This window comes from Acinetobacter sp. P1(2025) (assembly GCF_051390655.1).
GTDB lineage: Bacteria > Pseudomonadota > Gammaproteobacteria > Pseudomonadales > Moraxellaceae > Acinetobacter > Acinetobacter junii.
Genome location: NZ_JBPKBJ010000065.1, coordinates 1 through 17,892 on the forward strand (window position 1 = coordinate 1; position 17,892 = coordinate 17,892).

Sequence of the window (17,892 nt, forward strand, 5' to 3'; positions counted from 1 at the left end):
TTTACTTTTTCATATTTCATGTACTCATGATAGTAGAACATGACTTTTTAATGTGGATAAAAAACAAACAAAACGTTGATCGTTTTTTGATTTTTGCAAGAAGTCTAATAATTAAATATAAAAAATCTAATTTTATAAATAATAATTGAAAATTATCTATATAAATAAGCAGATATTTATTGCTTGTAAAAAGCAAACTCGTGTATAGTGGTTCTTAACTAGAAGAATAACACTGTTGATTCAGCAAATCTTTAATTTCGTAGTTTAGTTAAACCTCTCGTTTTATCAGATTTTAGTCTCAAAGTTTTATTACTCCAAGTTATTTGCTGCTAAGCATCCCGAATTTTTTAAATAGGTTAAAGATATGTCTAACACTGCGACTGGTACAGTTAAATGGTTCAACGAAACTAAAGGTTTTGGTTTCATCCATGCTGATTCTGGACAAGATGTTTTTGCTCATTTTAGCGAAATCCAAAGCAATGGTTTCAAAGTTCTTCATGAAGGACAACGCGTGTCATTTACTGTTGCTCAAGGCAAAAAAGGCCCACAAGCAACTGGTATTACTGTAGTTGCTCAAAACTAATAGTATACCGCAGAAAAAAGCTCACTTTGGTGGGCTTTTTTTATGGTAAAAAAACCATAAATCTATCAAATTTCTTCTTCTGCTAAATTAATTGTTTAAACCCAATGTTAAAAAAGTATTGCATGCTCTAAGACTTTTTGCTAATTTCAATTCGACGATTATTTCGGCAGATTAAAGATCAGCGTACATTTGATGAGGATGCGGTTATGGATAACATAGAGCAATACACTCAAGGGTTTGAACATGAAGTTCACGTACAGTGTAAAAGATCATTAGGGACATTGTTATTTAGCTTTGTTGTCTTGCTAGTAACAAGTTTGTAATTTAAAAGCACCTAAGGGTGCTTTTTTATGCGTTATCAAAGTGACTGTTGAGGGAAAATTTTATCTTCCTGACCGTGTTTGCTATGTGATAGGCTTAACAAAAAAGGATAAGCCTATGGATGCCATAGAAACAAAAGATTTTTCTGCTATTGCTGGTTACACACTTGCACTTCTAGAGATGGATGAGTGGATTAATACTCGGCCTTTTTTTTATAAAATAAAAACGCATTATTTGGTTGACCAAGCGATTAGGCTTGAATACATCATTATCCAGTAGAGATAATCTAGAAACTTTAGCCTGCTAAGAATGATCTTTGAATGGCATAGATCATAAATACATCTAAAGTATATTTTTTTAATAAGTTGTATTGCTGAGCTAAAATCCTACAATTATTCAAATTATTTTTCTGTTTCAAATCATCGACATAATTTCTAAATTTTTTTGATATCTTTAATTTTTACACATAAGAATTTAATTTCATGAAAAAGTTATTCATCATCTGTACGGCATTCCTTTCAATATCAGCATGCTCATTTGCTCCAAATAAAGATGTGTCTCCTCCTAAAATTGGTATGCCTAATCCAGCCAGCCAATATAGTATTGAGAAAGGTGGGCAATTAGAAATTAGAAATGAAGCGAATGGTCAGGTCGGATACTGTAAATTACCGAATGGTAAAGTTGTAGAAGAGTGGGAGTTTTTTAGAGCAAATCAACCTAAATGCGATGCGGAAGAGGCTCAAAAATTAATTGGTCAGTCTGGGTTAAGTGATCAACAAATTAAACAAAAAACTCAATCAGAAATTGTTCGCACAGTTGCACCAAATCAGCCCGTAACAATGGATTATCGTGAAAATCGAGTTACTGTTACGACAGACCCAAGCTCTAAGAAAATCTTAAATGCGAGCTGTGGCTAACATTTATAAAAATTATAAGCTCTCATCTTGAATGTCTTCAGATGAGAGTGTTTCTGAAAATAGGGTAAGCCGTAAAACTTGATAAATTCGAAATTGTACCCATATCTTAATTTATTGAGTTCGTATTGATTAATATGTAAGAATGATCAATTGAGCTGACACAAGTTTTTATTTTTTGAGATTTGAGATGAATCTACTTCTTATCGTGGTTTTAGGTACTATTGCTGAGGTTTTAGTATGGATTGGCGTGGGTGACCTCGTTGGAAGTATGTGGTATGTCTTCTTCTGGTTTGTGCTTGCTTTCTTTATTGGTTTAAACCTTGTTCGCTCTAGCACTGCTAATATCATGCCTCAATTGCAGCAGATGCAAATGACAGGGCAATTAGGCTCAGATCCTGCTGTTACTAAGAAACTTGCATTAGCAATGTCTGGTTTCTTTTTAATGATTCCAGGATTAATTTCTGATGTACTTGCTTTATTGGTGTTGATTCCTTCTGTACAAACAGCTTTTCGTAATGCTTTGATGAAAACAATGGCCAAACGTCAGCAAGCGATGATGGATCAAATGATGGGTGGTATGGGAGGCGGCGGAGCTGCTGGACAAAATCCTTTTGCTGATTTGATGCGCCAAATGCAAGAAATGCAAAATCAACAGGGCGGTAGTCAATACCGTGATTCAACCATTATTGATGGTGAAGCGAGAGAAGTGAAATCAGATCAAAAGAAAATCGAATTTAAAGATGTAAACTAAGTTGTAATTTTTTAAAAAAGCACGCTCTTCTAAAGCGTGCTTTTTTATTTTTGTTTGCTTGTATCTGTATCTGTGCTTTGTTCTAAATTTTCAGATAGATTTTGTGTTTCAGCAGTTTTTTTATATTGTGTCGGAGCTAATGTCGTAACTTGATTTTCTGATTGTTTGTATTTTCTACTGCGATTTGCTCGTTCGCGAAATCCACCTTTAGTAATTAATTGAGTCATGATATTTACTCTTTGATCCTAGCCCAATATTTTAGCAAAATTATGTGAAAGATCAAAATAATACCTAATTACTGAATTTACCTTGATTGTAATGATTTCATAAAAATGACATATTTTTTTTGTTAAATGAGCTGGTAAGGTCATAAATCAAGATTGAAATCTTGATTTATTTCTCATAGGATAAAAGTGCGACGGTAAAAATTGTTGTAAAAAGAAAATAAAAAATAACAATCGGGAGGAAAAATGATGTTATATCAATATCATTGTGCATGCTGTGACAAGGTTGTTGCTTCAACTGATAAAGAGTGTCCACATTGCGGTTCGCAACACATTAGGAGTCCTTATGGGCTTTGGATGTTTTGTGTGGCAGCATGTTTGGCTGTAGTTGTTATTGTGAAGCTTGCGCATATGTATTCGCAACATCATCAAGAAGAACAGCCTGTTCAAAATACGTCTATTTTTGAAGTTCTAAAGCAAGACAATATGAATTCGGGAAATTAAAAATTGGGGAATAAAAAAGCTCGCATCATGCGAGCTTTTTTATGTGTGGGTTTAAAGTCCAGCAGCATCCTTAAGGATCTGAACTTTATCTGTCTTTTCCCATGTAAATGCAGTGTCAGAACCTTCGCGACCGAAGTGACCATATGCTGCAGTTTGTTTATACATCGGTTGAATTAGATTCAACATACGTGTAATACCATACGGACGTAAGTCAAAATGTTCACGTACTAGCTGAACAATAAGCTCATCTGATACTTTGCCTGTATTAAATGTATTAATTGAAATAGAAGTTGGTTCTGCAACACCAATTGCATAACTCACTTGAATTTCACATTTGTCAGCAAGACCAGCAGCAACAATATTTTTCGCAACATAACGTCCAGCATAAGCTGCAGAACGGTCTACTTTTGATGGGTCTTTACCAGAGAAAGCGCCACCACCATGACGAGCCATACCGCCGTATGTATCAACAATAATTTTACGACCAGTTAAACCACAGTCACCTACAGGACCACCAATCACAAACATACCTGTAGGATTGATGTGGAACTTGGTTTCAGCATGAAACATTTCAGCAGGAATAATTGGTTTAATAATTTCTTCGATAATTGCTTCTTTTAACTGAGCTTGGCTGATTTCAGGATCGTGCTGAGTTGATAATACAACTGCATCTAAACGAACTGGCATACCATTTTCATAAGCAAATGTAACTTGGCTTTTTGCATCTGGACGTAACCAAGGTAAAGCACCTGAACGACGTAATTCTGCTTGACGTTCCATGAGGCGATGAGCGTATGAAATAGGCGCAGGCATAAGAACATCTGTCTCACGGCTTGCGTAACCGAACATCAAGCCTTGGTCACCAGCACCTTGATCTTCTGGTTTTTGACGGTCAACACCTTGAGCAATCTCAGGTGACTGCTTACCAATCATGTTGATGACAGCACATGTAGAGCCATCAAAACCTAAATCAGAATGATGATAACCGATTCCGTTAACTGTTTGACGTACAATCGCTTCAAAGTCCACGTTTGCTGTAGTCGTAATTTCACCAGCAAGAACAACAGCGCCTGTTTTTACTAATGTTTCACAAGCGACACGCGCATACGGGTCTTCTTTTAGGATTGCATCTAAAATAGCATCACTAATTTGGTCAGCCATTTTGTCTGGATGACCTTCGCTTACAGATTCTGAAGTAAAAACAGCATACTCGCGCATGAACGTCCTATCATGGTTATTTTCAAAAAGACAGAGTATGTTACATCGACTTGGCGTATAGGACTAGCACAAGCTGACTAAAAAGCATGAAATTATTTCATTTTCATCATGTTTTTATTGATATGTGTATAAGTAAAACTAATATTAATGCTTTAATTAATAAAGTTTTTCTGAATTGTAAATTTTCATATTTGAATGATTGTATTTTACATGTTGTTTACACGGTGAACATTTACATAAAGAATTGTATTTGAATGATCAAAATATAAGAAATATCGTGTATTGCACTTTACCCCATCTTGTTTTTTTAAGACAATAGTCGCAGTTTTTGAAAGATGATTTCTCATCTTCTCTCATCTTATTGATTTAATCGGATTCTGACTTATGACAACCCCTTTAAATGAACGTCGTATTGCAAATGCAATTCGTGTCTTGGCTATGGATGCTGTGCAACAAGCAAACTCAGGGCATCCTGGTGCTCCAATGGGGATGGCAGATATCGCTGACGTAGTTTGGCGCGAATTTTTAAATCATAACCCAACAAACCCACAATGGGCGAACCGTGACCGTTTTGTATTGTCTAATGGTCATGGCTCAATGTTGCAATATGCATTATTGCATTTGACTGGTTATGATTTGTCTATTGAAGATTTAAAGCAATTCCGCCAATTACACTCTAAAACTCCTGGTCATCCTGAATATGGCTATGCACCAGGTATTGAAACAACAACTGGCCCATTAGGTCAGGGTATTGCCAATGCAGTAGGTTTTGCTTTAGCTGAAAAAACGTTAGCTGCTCAGTTCAACAAAGACGGTTTAGATGTTGTTGATCACTTCACGTACTGTTTCCTTGGTGATGGCTGCTTGATGGAAGGTATTTCGCACGAAGTATGTTCACTTGCAGGTACTTTAGGTCTTGGTAAGTTGATTGCTTACTACGATGACAACGGGATTTCAATTGATGGTGAAGTAGAAGGTTGGTTTAGTGATGATACTGAGCAACGTTTCAAAGCTTATGGCTGGCAAGTGCTTCGTGTAGACGGGCATGACGCTGATGCAATTCGTCAAGCAACTGTTGAAGCGAAAGCTGAAAGCAATAAACCAACGATCATTATCTGTAAAACGATTATTGGTTTAGGTTCTCCGAATAAACAAGGTAAAGAAGACTGCCACGGCGCGCCACTTGGTAAAGATGAAATCGCTTTAACACGTGAAGCATTAGGTTGGAAAGAAGAAGCGTTTGTTATTCCAGAAGATGTATATGCAGCTTGGGATGCAAAAGCTAAGGGTCAAACTTCTGAAGCCGCTTGGAATGAATTGTTTGCTCAATATCAAGCAAAATATCCAACTGAAGCAGCTGAATTGTTACGTCGTATCAACGGTGACTTACCTGCAGAATTTGCTGCACAAGCCGATGCATTCATTGCTGAAACAAATGCAAAAGCTGAAACAATTGCAACTCGTAAAGCAAGCCAAAATACGTTACAAGCGTTTGGTCCATTACTGCCTGAATTATTAGGTGGTTCGGCTGACTTGGCTGGTTCTAACTTAACACTTTGGAAAGGTTGCCAAGGCGTACAAGACAATCCTGCGGGTAACTACGTTTATTACGGCGTTCGTGAATTCGGGATGACCGCAATTGCAAACGGTGTAGCTTTACACGGTGGTTTTGTTCCTTACGTTGCAACATTCTTAATGTTTATGGAATATGCGCGCAATGCGGTACGTATGTCTGCATTAATGAAGCAACGCGTAATTCATGTATATACACATGATTCAATCGGTTTAGGTGAAGATGGTCCAACACATCAGCCAATTGAGCAAATTGCATCATTACGTGGTACGCCGAATTTAAATACATGGCGTCCATGTGATACGGTTGAAGCGGCTGTTTCTTGGAAATCCGCTCTTCAGCGCAAAGAAGGTCCAACAGCATTAATTTTCTCTCGTCAAAACTTGCCATTCCAAGCACGTAATGAAGCTCAAATTCAAAACGTTGCAAAAGGTGGTTATGTACTTGCTGAAGAAAAAGGCGAGTTGAAAGCAATCATCATTGCGACTGGTTCAGAAGTTTCATTGGCGATGGAAGCATATGCACAGCTTGAAGGTGTGCGTGTTGTATCTATGCCATGTGCTGAAGAGTTTATGAAGCAAGATGCGGCGTATCGTGAAGCGGTACTGCCTGCGCATATCCGTGCACGTGTAGCGGTTGAAGCTGCCCATGTGGATTACTGGTGGAAATTTGTTGGTTTAGATGGCAAAGTGATTGGTATGACTACTTATGGTGAATCTGCACCAGCGAAAGATCTGTTCCAATTCTTTGGTATCACGACTGAAGCGGTTGTAGCTGCTGTTAAAGAATTGACTGCTTAATTGAATTAAGTGGTATAAAAAAGCGTCCTGATTAGGGCGCTTTTTTTGTGAATGAAATTAAATGCTAAGTTCAGTTTGAATCGAAATATTAGAAGTTAGTAATTTATGAACAGGACAGCTCTCAGCAACTTTGAGTAATCGTTTATGTTGATCTTCGGTAAATTCACCTTTAAGCACAATCTTACGCTCAATGTTATTTTGACCAGACTCTGGTTGACCATTTGGATTCAATGAAAGATCTACTTGAACGTGTTCAAGTTTAATTCCTTTGTGATTGGCGTACATTTCTAAGGTGATCGTCGTACACGCGCCCAGAGCAGATAATAATAATTGTATTGGATTTGGTGCAGTATCTTGACCGCCTTTATCTGCAGGTTCATCAGAATACCAAGTGTGCCCAAAAGAGTTCGTCAGTGTAACGCGATAGGGAGTTGATGTGCTGAGTGCTTGGGTAGAATAAGTCATGATTTACCTTGTTGTGAATCTTTTTAAATTAAAAAAATCATAGATCAATCGAGAATACGAATGAACTATCCAATTGTCTAGTATCGAATCTGTATAATCATATTGAGTTTAATACGCGCTGTAACCCTTTTATTGTTGCACTGATGAAACATATCGTTTTATAAAGAATAATGAATAAAAATACTTGATGTATACACTAATCACTATATCAAACAAGGATACGAAAAATGCAATTTAAAACATTAAGCTTAGGTTTAGCGGTTGCCATCGCAAGTTCTGTAACTTTAGCTGCGCCAGTAGACTATAAAATTGATCCAACACATACAGCAACAGTATTTAGCTGGAATCACTTTGGTTTTTCAACTCCGAGCGCGAATTTCACTGATATTCAAGGCGTGATTAAAGTTGATAATGCTAAACCATCAAACTCTTCTGTAGATGTGATTATTCCAATCAGCAGTGTGAATACAAATGTTCCTGCTTTGGATAAAGAGTTCCAAGAAGAAGCTTGGTTTAACGCAGCTAAATATCCGAATATCACTTTTAAAAGTACTAAAGTAGAAACTAAAGACAAGAAACACTTCAAAATTACGGGTAACTTAACCGTTAAAGGTGTGACTAAACCTGTAGTTTTAGATGCTGTGCTGAATAAACAAGGTGAGCATCCAATGGCTAAAGTACCTGCAATTGGATTTAATGCAACGACTTCATTTGATCGTTCTGCATTTGGTATCGGAAACTATGTTCCGAATGTAGGTGATAAGATCACTGTAAATATTACAACTGAAGCAACTGCTGCTAAGTAATATCGAAGTACTCAAACTTCAAAAAAGCTCACGCTCAATAGCCGTGAGCTTTTTTATTTGCTCATAGAGAAAATGACTATGTGGTAGCATTAAATGCTTCTGAATAAGTGACACAACCACTTGGTATGAGGTCGGTAAAAGCAAGAATTTGAAAATAGTCTGCTGGAACATTTTCTAAGATCAATCTAGCATCAGCCTTAAAGCCAAATTTTCCATAATAATTAGGATCGCCGAGTAATACGCATCCTTTTGCATTTAGTGCCTTGATCTTATTCAAACCTTCTTTGATAAGTTGAGAGCCTATACCATTTGATTGATATTCAGGTAGAACTGAAATTGGACCTAAACCATACCAATCTGTCGCACCATCTGAAATAGAGACTGGTGAAAAGGCAATATGCCCAACAACTTGATTGTTAATTTCAGCGATTAAAGAAAGGGTTAACTGATTATTTTCTCTCAGCGCATTTACAATGAATTGTTCAGTGTGGCTTGAATATTCAACTTGTGAGAATGCTGATTGTATTAAATCAAAAATGGCTTGGATGTCAGTGTTCTGTTCATTACGGATTCGAATGTTCATTTTAGTTACCTAGTTTTTTTTAAATCACTGATGAAGCAAAATCATGTTATTGCTTCATCAGGTGATGATTAAGGATGTTTATTGATTATCGAGTTGAGGTCGTACGTTTCTAAGCCCATTCAAATTGATTTGATAGGGTTGACCTTCCTGTGATTTGATCAATCTTTTCTTTTTAAGTTTTCGAAAAACATCGAGTGTGCAATCAGATAATACAAAACCTTCACGGCTATAACATTCTACAGCAATGAGTTGTCCTGATTCATTTTTGAGTTTTACGATTTTTCCGCCTTTTGCTAAGACGTGTAAAGTCCTTTGTTCAGACTTGGATAGGTTCATGTTGGAATCCAAATATTAAGTAATCAAAAGCAAAGATAGGCATCAAGCCTGAAAATTCGCGTTGATAACCCATTTCAAATTTTCATTGAAATATGGTTATCAGATTACTGCTATCTCCAACATAAAATCCTCAATGTAGATTGGATATGAAATTTGCTAATCAATATATAGCTTGTGATATAAAAAGTAAAATATTATGTGAAATATACTGTATTTTAGGTGCGAGAGTTAAGTTGTATAGCCTTATTTTTATGATTAACTTAAGATGCAAGTATCGCTGTATTTCTAATATTTGTATGTACAGCACAAATATTATTTTCAAGGTAGGATAGGATGGATAATCAGAAATTCATACAACAGGCAGTCGATTTAGCACTAGAAAATGTAAAACGAGGCGGTCGACCATTTGCTGCTTTGGTTGTAAAAAATAATGAGATCATTTCAACAGGTGTAAATCAGATTAAGTTGACGAATGATCCTACAGCACATGCTGAACTGCTCGCATTACGAGAAGCAGGTCGTATATTATCTACTCCAAATTTAGAAGATTGTACTGTTTATGCAAGTGGGCAACCTTGTCCAATGTGTCTAGCTGCAATAAGAATGGCTGGAATTTCAAAAGTATTTTTTGGATTCTCCAATACGGATGCTGAACCATTTGGTTTATCAACTGCGAAAATTGCCGAATTATTGAGAGTTGAACCTCAGTTTCAAGAGGGTTTAGAGTTTACTCAATTAAAATCGAATCACTGCTCAGATTTGTATGCAATTTGGCAAAGACAACAGTAGATTGGATTGCGAAGAATTACTTTTAGATTAGTAACTTATTGAAACTTCACATTACTTTTTTGCATGCTTTTCTTTTAAAAGTAAGTATGCGGGAAGAGATTTTTTCGCTTGACGGCGAATCATGATTTTTATGTATAAAACGATCGCAAAGCAGGCTGTAGCAATTGTAAGCATCAGGCTATTCATATAACTCATTAAAGAGCTAACATAACCAATCGTAGCAATACGCCGTTGCATCCTTTCAACTTGCGTACTGGATTCAATACCTGTAATCGCCCATGTGCAAAGGTGTTCACAATTATTGATAATCAAATGGTAGTGATTTTCATGCATACGTGATCGCATGCGACGTACAACTGCCTTAGCTTTATATTTCGGTGATTCATAATAACGAATATGAATAGGCTTATCACGAGCAAAACGTTCTAGTGTCGTTATTTCAATAGGATGTTTTTTGAAAATATGTGCAAAGCCTGAGTAGTGAATAACTCTTCCACGACCTGCATAGATGCCATGATGGCTATAACCAAAGTGTTTGACGATGAGATGAGCGCCAAGATAAAAACGTTGATGTTTCTGCTGCATGCCTATTCAAGAATATTGCATTTTACCTAGCTATTTTAGTGAAAAAAGATGAATCTATCGAGCATATTTCATCAATCAATCATGTGAATATGTGTTGAGTTTGTATCTGTCATCTAAATTGAGGTTATATTCTAAAGTAGGTGCTTTTGTGATGTTGAGGAATTTGAAATTGTTGTTGAATCGATGTCTATTACTATCAAGTATGGTATTTCAAGCTACCACAGTTTTTGCATTTGAATATCAAAGTATGAAATTCGAGGATGTTCAATTTGAAGTGATAAAGGTCGATGACTTAAAGGATTTGCAATTATTTTTAAAAAATCCTCGAACAGGTGATTTCTATCAAAAGTTTTCGAATATTCAAAGCAACTTAGCTGCATGTAAAGAATTACGTTTTGCGATGAATGCTGGGATGTATCATCCCAATTTTGAGCCTGTGGGATTGTATATAGAAAAAAAGAAAAAGCTTTCTGAATTAAATGAATCAACTGGTTTTGGTAATTTTTTTATGCAACCAAATGGTGTAGTAGCGTGGAATGATCATGGTGCTGTCATTCATTCAACAGCAGACTATAAGAGAGCAAACTTTACAGCAAATTTCGCGACACAATCAGGACCAATGTTGGTGCATAAAGGACTAATAAATTCTCAATTTATAAAGGATTCAAATTCTTTAAAAATTCGTAATGGTGTTGGGGTACGGGATGATCATTTATATTTCGTGATTTCAGAACAGCGTATAAATTTTTATCAGTTTGCAAACTTCTTTAAACATCAGTTGAGAGTAGATGAAGCTTTGTATTTAGATGGATCGATTTCTAGCTTGTATTTAAAAGACATTCAACGTAATGATAGAAAATATAATTTAGGACCAATCGTTGGATTAACACATCAAATGAATTGTAAGTTATAGAACCCTAATCCTCTCGTTCAGAAAAGATTAGGGTATTATTTTTATTGGATTGGTGGGTTGATCATCGCAAGTAATTCTTTACGACTATAACCACGAGAAATCAGGACTTTTTTGATGCCTTTAATCACATCTTCATCTGTAGCTTTTACTAAAGCCTCAAGAAGTTGTTCATTTGATTTACAAGAGCAATCATTTTCAACACAAGAGGTTTGATTCTTATGTTCGTTATATTGTTGATCAGCATTCAACAATTTTTGCCAAAAACTCATAGAGCCTTCATATACAACCTAACATAGATCGAAATATAGTCACTTTAAAATAAAATACAAGTCAGCATAAGTGATAAAAGCAGCAGTTGAACTTCAATTTTTTCGATGATTTTTAATGTTATTAACGAAATTATGACAACTTAATGACTTGACCGTTGATATTTCAAAGTTTTTTATAAAAAACTCAAATAAAAAATAGAGAGTTATAAAAACTCTCTATTAAAAATGCTTACATTGAAATAGTTTGTTTAAATTTTTTCAAGTAATACACCAGACTCAACATGATGCGTAAAAGGGAATTGATCAAACATAGCAAACTTCTGAATGCGGTGTGTTTGTGTCAATATTTTTAAGTTATCGTGTAGCGTGTCTGGGTTGCAAGATATGTAGATAATACGTTCAAAACCTTGTAACAGCTTGAGCGTTTCGTCATCAATGCCTGCGCGTGGTGGATCAACAAATACAGTGTCAAAGTCATAGCTTTGAATATCAATTTCAGCTTCTAATAAACGTCTAAATGTACGTTCACCTTGATAGGCTTGGGTAAATTCTTCAGCTGATAAACGTGCTACTTGAATATTATCAATTTGATTCTGTTCAATATTCCATTGCGCTGCATGAACTGATGATTTAGCAAGTTCAGTTGCAAGAACGCGTTTAAATTTCAGAGACAGTGGTAGAGTAAAGTTACCATTACCGCAATACAGTTCTAGTAAATCTTTTTGAGCACCTTCCGCAGCATCACAAGCCCATTCAAGCATATGTTGGCAGACTTGAGCATTAGGCTGGGTAAAGCTGCTTTCAATTTGTTTGTATTTGAAAGTACGTCCATGAACATTAAGTTGCTCAACAACGTAATCATCTCCAATAATGACCTTTTGACCGCGGCTACGTCCCATAATTTTAATATTTAATTTATCAGCAAGTGCTTTTGCTGCACTTTCCCATTCTACATCCAAACGGCGATGGTAAATCAGCGTTACCAACATTTCGCCACTTAAAGTGGATAGGAAATCTGCTTCAAAAATACGTTGCGAAAGAATCGGAGTTGCTTTTAATTCTTCTAGTAGTTGTGGCATTAATTTATTGATACTGCTATCAGCAATCGGGAAATCATCGACACGAATAACAGCTTTTTGCTTACCATCTTCAGCACGTTCAAACATGGCATAAAACAAATCATCTTCAGTGTGCCAAATACGGAATTCTGCACGCATACGAAAATGTTGCTCAGGTGATTGAAATACTTCTAAAGCAGGGGGATTGAACGGTGCAAATTGTGCGGTGATTCGTTCAACTTTCTCTTGAAGTTGCTGTTGGTAAGATACGGTCATAAAAAAGAAAACTGTAAGTAAAAACTAAAGTGGAATGGTATCAAAAAAGCAGTAAAAGGTGCAGGGAAATTATGATTATCCCTGATTTAAACGAATTGGTTTCATTACATGATGCTGTGGAAATTTTTGTAAAACCATTTGTCTTAAAATTAGAAAATAAAAACCCGAACCATGTAGAACATGGTTCGGGCTGGGAGATTTGAAGACTTAAATTAGTCTTCAGATAAAGTCATTAACCTCGCATTACCGCCGGCAGCAGCGGTATTTACACTAATAGCTCGTTCAATGACTAGACGTTCTAGAGGAATCTGCTCATCTGTCTTGAGATGAGTAATGCCCACGATTGCTCCAGAACGGTTCGCAATTTTCGTTTGCAGTTCAGTTAATTGTTCAACTGAACCATGATGTAAAACAGCATCAAAAGCATCTTTTTCGATGTCTGAAATCACTTTAATTGCTGCTAACACATCTTTTGGTAAAGATTTCTGATGCTTAGCCAAGAAAGCATTATCTTTAGTAACAGCAGCAGTACTGCTTACTGCGAAAATCGCTAGTAACTGCTGTAACTGGCTCGCTTCATCATTTGCGATAGAAAGCACACGATGACGAGGTAAGATAATGTATTGGTTACTTTCACCAGTAGGACCTTGCAACTCATAGAATTTACCAACGCCAAATGCAGGAATCGTTGGAATTGCTTGAGGCATATTTTGCTTAGCCCAAGTTAATAAGTTTTGGTAAGCAACATTTGAAACTGCTTCAAAAGTTGAAACTTCTGATTTAACAGCAAATGGTGTTGCTAAGACTTTTTCAGAACAATGTTCCATCAAACGATACATATATAATGGACCGCCTGCTTTAGGACCTGTACCAGATAAGCCTTCACCACCAAATGGTTGCACGCCAACAACTGCACCAACGATATTACGGTTGATATATAAGTTGCCTACTTCTGCGCGTTGGATGACAGTATTAATCGTTTCATCAATACGTGTGTGTAGACCCATCGTTAAGCCGTAACCTTTTGAATTGATGCGATCGATCAATTGCTCAAGTTCACCATACTTATATGTGATGATATGCAATACAGGACCAAATACTTCACGCTCTAAATCATCAAGGTTTGGTAATTCGATCGCAGTTGGTGGAACAAATGTGCCTTGAGCAAGTGCTTGTTGGCTTACAGCATCGTTAAACATCAATTGATGAACAGGGTAGCCCTTTGATTTCATCTTTTGAATGTGATTATCAATGGTTTGTTTTGCTTCAGTATCAATTACTGGTCCAATATCAGTTTTTAAGATAGCAGGATTACCTACGATCAACTGTTTCATTGCACCTTTCAACATTTTCACAACTGTTGCAGCACTATCTTCTTGAACACATAAGATACGAAGAGCAGAACAACGTTGACCTGCACTATCAAATGCAGAACTTACCACATCCAATACGACTTGTTCGGTTAATGCAGATGAATCAACGATCATGGCATTTTGACCACCTGTTTCCGCGATTAACGGAATTGGTTGACCATTCGGAGATAAGCGTTTTGCCACAGTTTTTTGCAAGATTTTTGCAACTTCTGTAGAACCTGTAAACATGATGCCTTGGATACGATCATCTTGGCTCAATTGCGCGCCAACTGTTTCACCGCGACCAGGTAGAAGTTGAACCGCACCACGTGGTACACCAGCTTCCCAAAGCATTTGAACTGCTTGAGCTGCAATCAATGGAGTTTGCTCAGCTGGTTTTGCAATCACACAGTTGCCGCTTACTAACGCAGCTGCAATCTGACCCGAGAAAATCGCAAGAGGGAAGTTCCATGGGCTGATACACAAAACTGTACCTAATGGCTTCACTTGTGCATTTGCAGGTAAGTTTTCAATTTGAGTTGCGTAGTAACGTAAGAAGTCTACTGCTTCACGTACTTCTGCAATCGCATTGGCATAGGTTTTACCACTTTCACGGCAAAGTAATACCATCAATTCTTGGATGCGAGCTTCCATCAAATCCGCAGCGCGTTTTAAGCAAGCTGCTCGTTCAGTTTTATTTGTCGCAGCCCAACTTTGCTCTGCTTGTACAGCTGCTTCTAGTGCAAGTTGTACATCAGCGCTAGTTGCCTCGTTTACATAACCTACGATTTCACTATTTTGTGCAGGGTTTGTAATTGCAAGGGCATTACTTTGATCATGAACTGTTGATTCAAATCCAAGTAATGGTGCACTTTTCCAGACGTGATTACGAAGTTTTTGGGCCGTAGCATCCAAGTCTGCAAGCGGTGTGTCGTTGTTTAAATCGAAACCATTTGAGTTTGGACGCAATGGATATAAATCATGCGGAAGAGGAATTGCAGGATGTTTTAAACCAAGCTGGCCTTCTTCTTTTGCAGCAGTTTGAATATCTTTGATAGGTGATTGAATTAAATCATCTACTTTTAATGTTTTGTCTGCAATGCGGTTTACAAATGAAGTGTTTGCACCATTTTCAAGTAAACGACGAACTAAGTAAGCCAATAGGGTTTCATGATTACCAACTGGCGCATACACGCGACATGGAATACCAAGTTTACCGTCTTCTTTTGAACCCACAACTTGTTCATAAAGTGGTTCACCCATGCCATGCAAGCATTGGAATTCATATTGACCAGGATAGTATTTGCTTGGATCAGCTAGATTGTAGATCGTTGCAAGTGACTGTGCATTGTGTGTTGCAAATTGTGGATACACTTGATCAGGTGCAGCAAGAAGTTTCTTCGCACAAGCAATGTATGACAAATCTGTATGCACTTTACGTGTGAACACAGGGTAGTCAGTCATACCTTCAATTTGAGCTTTTTTGATTTCGCTATCCCAGTATGCACCTTTCACTAGGCGAATCATCAGACGTTTGTTGCTGCGTTTTGCAAGATCAATGATGTAATCGACAACGAAGAAACAACGCTTTTGGTAGGCTTGGATAACAAAGCCAATGCCTTTCCAGTTTGCAAGTTTAGGCTCGAAACATAGACGCTCTAACATTTCCAAAGAAATTTCTAAGCGTTCCGATTCTTCAGCATCGATGTTTAAACCAATATCATAGTGCTTAGCTAAACACGCGAGTTCGAAAACTTTGTTATAAAGTTCATGGTGAACACGACTGATTTGCGAGCGTTGGTAACGAGGATGCAATGCTGAAAGTTTGATAGAAATACCAGGACCATCATAGACGCCACGACGATTAGATGCTTTACCAATCGCATGAATCGCTTGGGTATAATCGTTGTAATAGCGTTCAGCATCGTGATCTGTGAGCGCAGCTTCACCTAACATGTCATAAGAGTAACGGAAACCCTTATGTTCAAGTGGCTTAGCATGTTCAAGTGCTTCTTCAATAGTTTCACCAGTAACAAACTGTTCACCCATCATACGCATAGCGACGTCAACCGCTTTACGAATAATACCGCGACCACTACGTGCCAATAAGCCCGTTAATACACTCGATAAACTTGTTTGTTTTGGAGTTTCCATTAACTTTCCAGTTAACATCAAACCCCAAGCAGCAGCGTTTACGAACATGAGGCTACTTTGACCTACGTGCTCTTTCCAGTTGCCTTGATTGATTTTGTCACGAATCAAAAGATCACGTGTCGCAGTATCTGGAATACGAAGCAATGCTTCTGCTAAACACATGAGTGCCACACCTTCTTGAGAAGAAAGTGAGAACTCCTGAAGTAAACCTTGCACGATACCTGCTTTACCAGCAGAACTTTTGCGTTCACGTAGATTATTCGCTAGATCGAATGCAAGTTCATAAATTTTTTGATCGAGATCTGGAGAGATGTTTGCAGCTTCAGCAAGTTCAGCGACAGCTTCCGGTTCAGCACGTCGCCAAGCTGTATTAATGCGTTGCTCAAACTCACTTTTTTCTTTAAATTCGGTGATATAACCACCATCGTTGTGAGCTGTGTCCATTTGTGCGGGAGTATCCAAAGTATTCATACTAAATTCCAATAACAATCTCTAGAACATATTGAGTAGAGAGGTTTAGATAATTTATGATTACAGAATAAAACCCGAGTAACTCACTATATTTAGTCTATTTTTTAGAGGAAAATTCAGTTGAATGGCCCTATTTCTACATTAGATCGAACAGATCTAAAAATTCTGGATATTCTTCAAACAGATGGAAGAATTTCTAACAGCAAATTAGCTGAATTAGTGAACCTATCTCCTACAGCCGTCATGGCTCGTGTGCAGAAGCTTACGAAGGATGAATTTATTTTAGGCTATGAAGCAAAGCTTAATCCAGCGAAGCTTAATGCGAATTTTTTAGTGTTTGTTGAGGTACTGTTGGATAAAACGACTCCAAACGTACTTGATGATTTTATTGATGCAGTAACGCAATACCCTGAAATCGTGGAATGCCATATGGTGAGTGGAGGCTTTGATTTTCTAATCAAATTGCGCAGTGCCGGGATGGAGGAGTTTCGCCGCATTGCAGGGCAGATTTTGTGGCAGTTACCTGGTGTCAAAGAAACACGGAGTTATCCCGTGATGCAGGTTGTGAAGGATAGCTCGAAGATAAAAATCAATTCGAGGACAAAATTTTGAATCAAAAAAAGGGGCTTTAAAGCCCCTTAAATTTTTTGAAGAATTATTTCATGTCTCTAGCATAGATTTCTTCAGCTTGTTCAAAGCGGCTAGTAACATTTGCATTTGGTGCTTTACCAAGCAAACTTACAACCACGATGCTGACAAATGCGAATGCGAAACCTGGAATAATCTCGTAGATGCCTGTTTCACCGAAGAAGTTTTTCCAAACAATCACGGTAAGTATCCATTAAAAAGTAAACATGTATTCTTTTCCGAATTGGTTTGATACTTTCTCCACCCATTGCTCTATTTTGTCAGCTGTCATGACTTGAAAATCTCGCCAATAATAT

Annotated in this window: 20 protein-coding genes and 2 pseudogenes; 11 read left to right on the plus strand and 11 right to left on the minus strand. The window is 37.2% G+C overall.

All coding sequences use genetic code 11. The features are described from left to right. The first annotated feature begins 364 nt into the window (after positions 1-364). The 4 genes from ACSC97_RS14215 (at position 365) to ACSC97_RS14230 (ending at position 2,572) form a co-directional block, all read left to right on the plus strand. Entirely contained in the window at positions 365-583 is a 219-nt protein-coding gene (locus ACSC97_RS14215; RefSeq protein WP_004915353.1) for a cold-shock protein, read from the plus strand. A gap of 438 nt (positions 584-1,021) precedes the next feature. Continuing rightward, positions 1,022-1,183, plus strand: coding sequence for a hypothetical protein (locus ACSC97_RS14220; protein ID WP_004915357.1), 162 nt, complete (start codon positions 1,022-1,024; stop codon positions 1,181-1,183). 203 nt (positions 1,184-1,386) lie between these two features. Continuing rightward, positions 1,387-1,821 carry an I78 family peptidase inhibitor gene (locus ACSC97_RS14225; RefSeq protein WP_436661559.1) on the plus strand — a complete coding sequence of 145 codons (435 nt, stop codon included), beginning with the start codon at positions 1,387-1,389 and terminating at the stop codon, positions 1,819-1,821. A gap of 187 nt (positions 1,822-2,008) precedes the next feature. Continuing rightward, positions 2,009-2,572, plus strand: coding sequence for an FxsA family protein (locus ACSC97_RS14230; RefSeq protein ID WP_436661561.1), 564 nt, complete (start codon positions 2,009-2,011; stop codon positions 2,570-2,572). Positions 2,573-2,616: 44 nt separating this feature from the next. On the opposite strand, the gene ACSC97_RS14235 is transcribed toward ACSC97_RS14230, so the two are convergent. Next, positions 2,617-2,799: a hypothetical protein gene (locus ACSC97_RS14235; protein WP_075696419.1), complete on the minus strand. Its 183-nt coding sequence runs from the start codon at positions 2,797-2,799 to the stop codon at positions 2,617-2,619. Positions 2,800-3,042: 243 nt separating this feature from the next. On the opposite strand from ACSC97_RS14235, the gene ACSC97_RS14240 reads away from it, so the two are divergent. Next, on the plus strand, positions 3,043-3,300 hold the full coding sequence (locus ACSC97_RS14240; protein WP_004915370.1) for a hypothetical protein: 258 nt from the start codon (positions 3,043-3,045) through the stop codon (positions 3,298-3,300). A gap of 51 nt (positions 3,301-3,351) precedes the next feature. On the opposite strand, the gene metK is transcribed toward ACSC97_RS14240, so the two are convergent. Then, positions 3,352-4,518, minus strand: a complete 1,167-nt coding sequence (gene metK / locus ACSC97_RS14245; RefSeq protein WP_004954738.1) for a methionine adenosyltransferase — start codon at positions 4,516-4,518, stop codon at positions 3,352-3,354. A 384-nt stretch (positions 4,519-4,902) separates the two neighbouring features. Here metK and tkt point away from each other — a divergent pair, with 384 nt between their 5' ends. After that, positions 4,903-6,891: a transketolase gene (gene tkt / locus ACSC97_RS14250; RefSeq protein ID WP_039046959.1), complete on the plus strand. Its 1,989-nt coding sequence runs from the start codon at positions 4,903-4,905 to the stop codon at positions 6,889-6,891. A 57-nt stretch (positions 6,892-6,948) separates the two neighbouring features. On the opposite strand, the gene ACSC97_RS14255 is transcribed toward tkt, so the two are convergent. Then, the gene (locus tag ACSC97_RS14255; protein ID WP_436661564.1) at positions 6,949-7,356 is read right to left on the minus strand and encodes an OsmC family protein; all 408 of its coding nucleotides are present in this window, start codon (positions 7,354-7,356) and stop codon (positions 6,949-6,951) included. Between the two features lie 227 nt (positions 7,357-7,583). Here ACSC97_RS14255 and ACSC97_RS14260 point away from each other — a divergent pair, with 227 nt between their 5' ends. After that, positions 7,584-8,162: a YceI family protein gene (locus ACSC97_RS14260; protein ID WP_039046957.1), complete on the plus strand. Its 579-nt coding sequence runs from the start codon at positions 7,584-7,586 to the stop codon at positions 8,160-8,162. A 76-nt stretch (positions 8,163-8,238) separates the two neighbouring features. Here ACSC97_RS14260 and ACSC97_RS14265 read toward each other — a convergent pair whose 3' ends face one another. Next, complete coding sequence (locus ACSC97_RS14265; RefSeq protein WP_436661566.1) at positions 8,239-8,745, minus strand: GNAT family N-acetyltransferase; 507 nt, start codon at positions 8,743-8,745, stop codon at positions 8,239-8,241. A 78-nt stretch (positions 8,746-8,823) separates the two neighbouring features. After that, the gene (locus ACSC97_RS14270) at positions 8,824-9,081 is read right to left on the minus strand and encodes a YjhX family toxin (protein ID WP_004915387.1); all 258 of its coding nucleotides are present in this window, start codon (positions 9,079-9,081) and stop codon (positions 8,824-8,826) included. A 333-nt stretch (positions 9,082-9,414) separates the two neighbouring features. Here ACSC97_RS14270 and ACSC97_RS14275 point away from each other — a divergent pair, with 333 nt between their 5' ends. Continuing rightward, positions 9,415-9,870 (plus strand): nucleoside deaminase, encoded by a 456-nt coding sequence (locus ACSC97_RS14275; RefSeq protein ID WP_436661568.1) that lies wholly within the window; start codon positions 9,415-9,417, stop codon positions 9,868-9,870. Between the two features lie 51 nt (positions 9,871-9,921). Here ACSC97_RS14275 and ACSC97_RS14280 read toward each other — a convergent pair whose 3' ends face one another. Beyond that, positions 9,922-10,455: a lecithin retinol acyltransferase family protein gene (locus tag ACSC97_RS14280; RefSeq protein WP_004954724.1), complete on the minus strand. Its 534-nt coding sequence runs from the start codon at positions 10,453-10,455 to the stop codon at positions 9,922-9,924. Between the two features lie 151 nt (positions 10,456-10,606). Between ACSC97_RS14280 and ACSC97_RS14285 the strand changes: the two genes are divergently transcribed. Then, the gene (locus ACSC97_RS14285) at positions 10,607-11,368 is read left to right on the plus strand and encodes a phosphodiester glycosidase family protein (protein WP_436661575.1); all 762 of its coding nucleotides are present in this window, start codon (positions 10,607-10,609) and stop codon (positions 11,366-11,368) included. A 41-nt stretch (positions 11,369-11,409) separates the two neighbouring features. Here ACSC97_RS14285 and ACSC97_RS14290 read toward each other — a convergent pair whose 3' ends face one another. Both ACSC97_RS14290 and trmA read right to left on the minus strand, forming a co-directional pair. Then, complete coding sequence (locus ACSC97_RS14290) at positions 11,410-11,637, minus strand: hypothetical protein (protein ID WP_004954718.1); 228 nt, start codon at positions 11,635-11,637, stop codon at positions 11,410-11,412. A gap of 248 nt (positions 11,638-11,885) precedes the next feature. Next, complete coding sequence (gene trmA, locus ACSC97_RS14295) at positions 11,886-12,971, minus strand: tRNA (uridine(54)-C5)-methyltransferase TrmA (RefSeq protein WP_130575996.1); 1,086 nt, start codon at positions 12,969-12,971, stop codon at positions 11,886-11,888. Between the two features lie 71 nt (positions 12,972-13,042). Here trmA and ACSC97_RS14300 point away from each other — a divergent pair, with 71 nt between their 5' ends. Further along, positions 13,043-13,174, plus strand: coding sequence for a hypothetical protein (locus ACSC97_RS14300; RefSeq protein ID WP_272870337.1), 132 nt, complete (start codon positions 13,043-13,045; stop codon positions 13,172-13,174). Between the two features lie 9 nt (positions 13,175-13,183). On the opposite strand, the gene putA is transcribed toward ACSC97_RS14300, so the two are convergent. After that, positions 13,184-16,948 (minus strand): trifunctional transcriptional regulator/proline dehydrogenase/L-glutamate gamma-semialdehyde dehydrogenase, encoded by a 3,765-nt coding sequence (gene putA / locus ACSC97_RS14305; protein WP_436661571.1) that lies wholly within the window; start codon positions 16,946-16,948, stop codon positions 13,184-13,186. A 120-nt stretch (positions 16,949-17,068) separates the two neighbouring features. Here putA and ACSC97_RS14310 point away from each other — a divergent pair, with 120 nt between their 5' ends. Beyond that, positions 17,069-17,560, plus strand: coding sequence for an Lrp/AsnC ligand binding domain-containing protein (locus tag ACSC97_RS14310; RefSeq protein ID WP_436661573.1), 492 nt, complete (start codon positions 17,069-17,071; stop codon positions 17,558-17,560). A gap of 43 nt (positions 17,561-17,603) precedes the next feature. Here ACSC97_RS14310 and ACSC97_RS14315 read toward each other — a convergent pair. Then, positions 17,604-17,783 (minus strand): annotated as a pseudogene (locus tag ACSC97_RS14315) (sodium:proline symporter); the annotation flags it as partial. Positions 17,784-17,789: 6 nt separating this feature from the next. Next, positions 17,790-17,892: pseudogene (locus ACSC97_RS14320) on the minus strand (transposase); the annotation flags it as partial.

What these genes read in the sequence shown, in the direction of transcription:
- ACSC97_RS14215 (WP_004915353.1), top strand. Translation starts at nt 365, where the DNA reads ATGTCTAACACTGCGACTGGTACAGTTAAATGGTTCAACGAAACTAAA.
- ACSC97_RS14220 (WP_004915357.1), top strand. Translation starts at nt 1,022, where the DNA reads ATGGATGCCATAGAAACAAAAGATTTTTCTGCTATTGCTGGTTACACA.
- ACSC97_RS14225 (WP_436661559.1), top strand. Translation starts at nt 1,387, where the DNA reads ATGAAAAAGTTATTCATCATCTGTACGGCATTCCTTTCAATATCAGCA.
- ACSC97_RS14230 (WP_436661561.1), top strand. Translation starts at nt 2,009, where the DNA reads ATGAATCTACTTCTTATCGTGGTTTTAGGTACTATTGCTGAGGTTTTA.
- ACSC97_RS14235 (WP_075696419.1), bottom strand. Translation starts at nt 2,799, where the DNA reads ATGACTCAATTAATTACTAAAGGTGGATTTCGCGAACGAGCAAATCGC.
- ACSC97_RS14240 (WP_004915370.1), top strand. Translation starts at nt 3,043, where the DNA reads ATGATGTTATATCAATATCATTGTGCATGCTGTGACAAGGTTGTTGCT.
- metK (WP_004954738.1), bottom strand. Translation starts at nt 4,518, where the DNA reads ATGCGCGAGTATGCTGTTTTTACTTCAGAATCTGTAAGCGAAGGTCAT.
- tkt (WP_039046959.1), top strand. Translation starts at nt 4,903, where the DNA reads ATGACAACCCCTTTAAATGAACGTCGTATTGCAAATGCAATTCGTGTC.
- ACSC97_RS14255 (WP_436661564.1), bottom strand. Translation starts at nt 7,356, where the DNA reads ATGACTTATTCTACCCAAGCACTCAGCACATCAACTCCCTATCGCGTT.
- ACSC97_RS14260 (WP_039046957.1), top strand. Translation starts at nt 7,584, where the DNA reads ATGCAATTTAAAACATTAAGCTTAGGTTTAGCGGTTGCCATCGCAAGT.
- ACSC97_RS14265 (WP_436661566.1), bottom strand. Translation starts at nt 8,745, where the DNA reads ATGAACATTCGAATCCGTAATGAACAGAACACTGACATCCAAGCCATT.
- ACSC97_RS14270 (WP_004915387.1), bottom strand. Translation starts at nt 9,081, where the DNA reads ATGAACCTATCCAAGTCTGAACAAAGGACTTTACACGTCTTAGCAAAA.
- ACSC97_RS14275 (WP_436661568.1), top strand. Translation starts at nt 9,415, where the DNA reads ATGGATAATCAGAAATTCATACAACAGGCAGTCGATTTAGCACTAGAA.
- ACSC97_RS14280 (WP_004954724.1), bottom strand. Translation starts at nt 10,455, where the DNA reads ATGCAGCAGAAACATCAACGTTTTTATCTTGGCGCTCATCTCATCGTC.
- ACSC97_RS14285 (WP_436661575.1), top strand. Translation starts at nt 10,607, where the DNA reads ATGTTGAGGAATTTGAAATTGTTGTTGAATCGATGTCTATTACTATCA.
- ACSC97_RS14290 (WP_004954718.1), bottom strand. Translation starts at nt 11,637, where the DNA reads ATGAGTTTTTGGCAAAAATTGTTGAATGCTGATCAACAATATAACGAA.
- trmA (WP_130575996.1), bottom strand. Translation starts at nt 12,971, where the DNA reads ATGACCGTATCTTACCAACAGCAACTTCAAGAGAAAGTTGAACGAATC.
- ACSC97_RS14300 (WP_272870337.1), top strand. Translation starts at nt 13,043, where the DNA reads ATGATTATCCCTGATTTAAACGAATTGGTTTCATTACATGATGCTGTG.
- putA (WP_436661571.1), bottom strand. Translation starts at nt 16,948, where the DNA reads ATGAATACTTTGGATACTCCCGCACAAATGGACACAGCTCACAACGAT.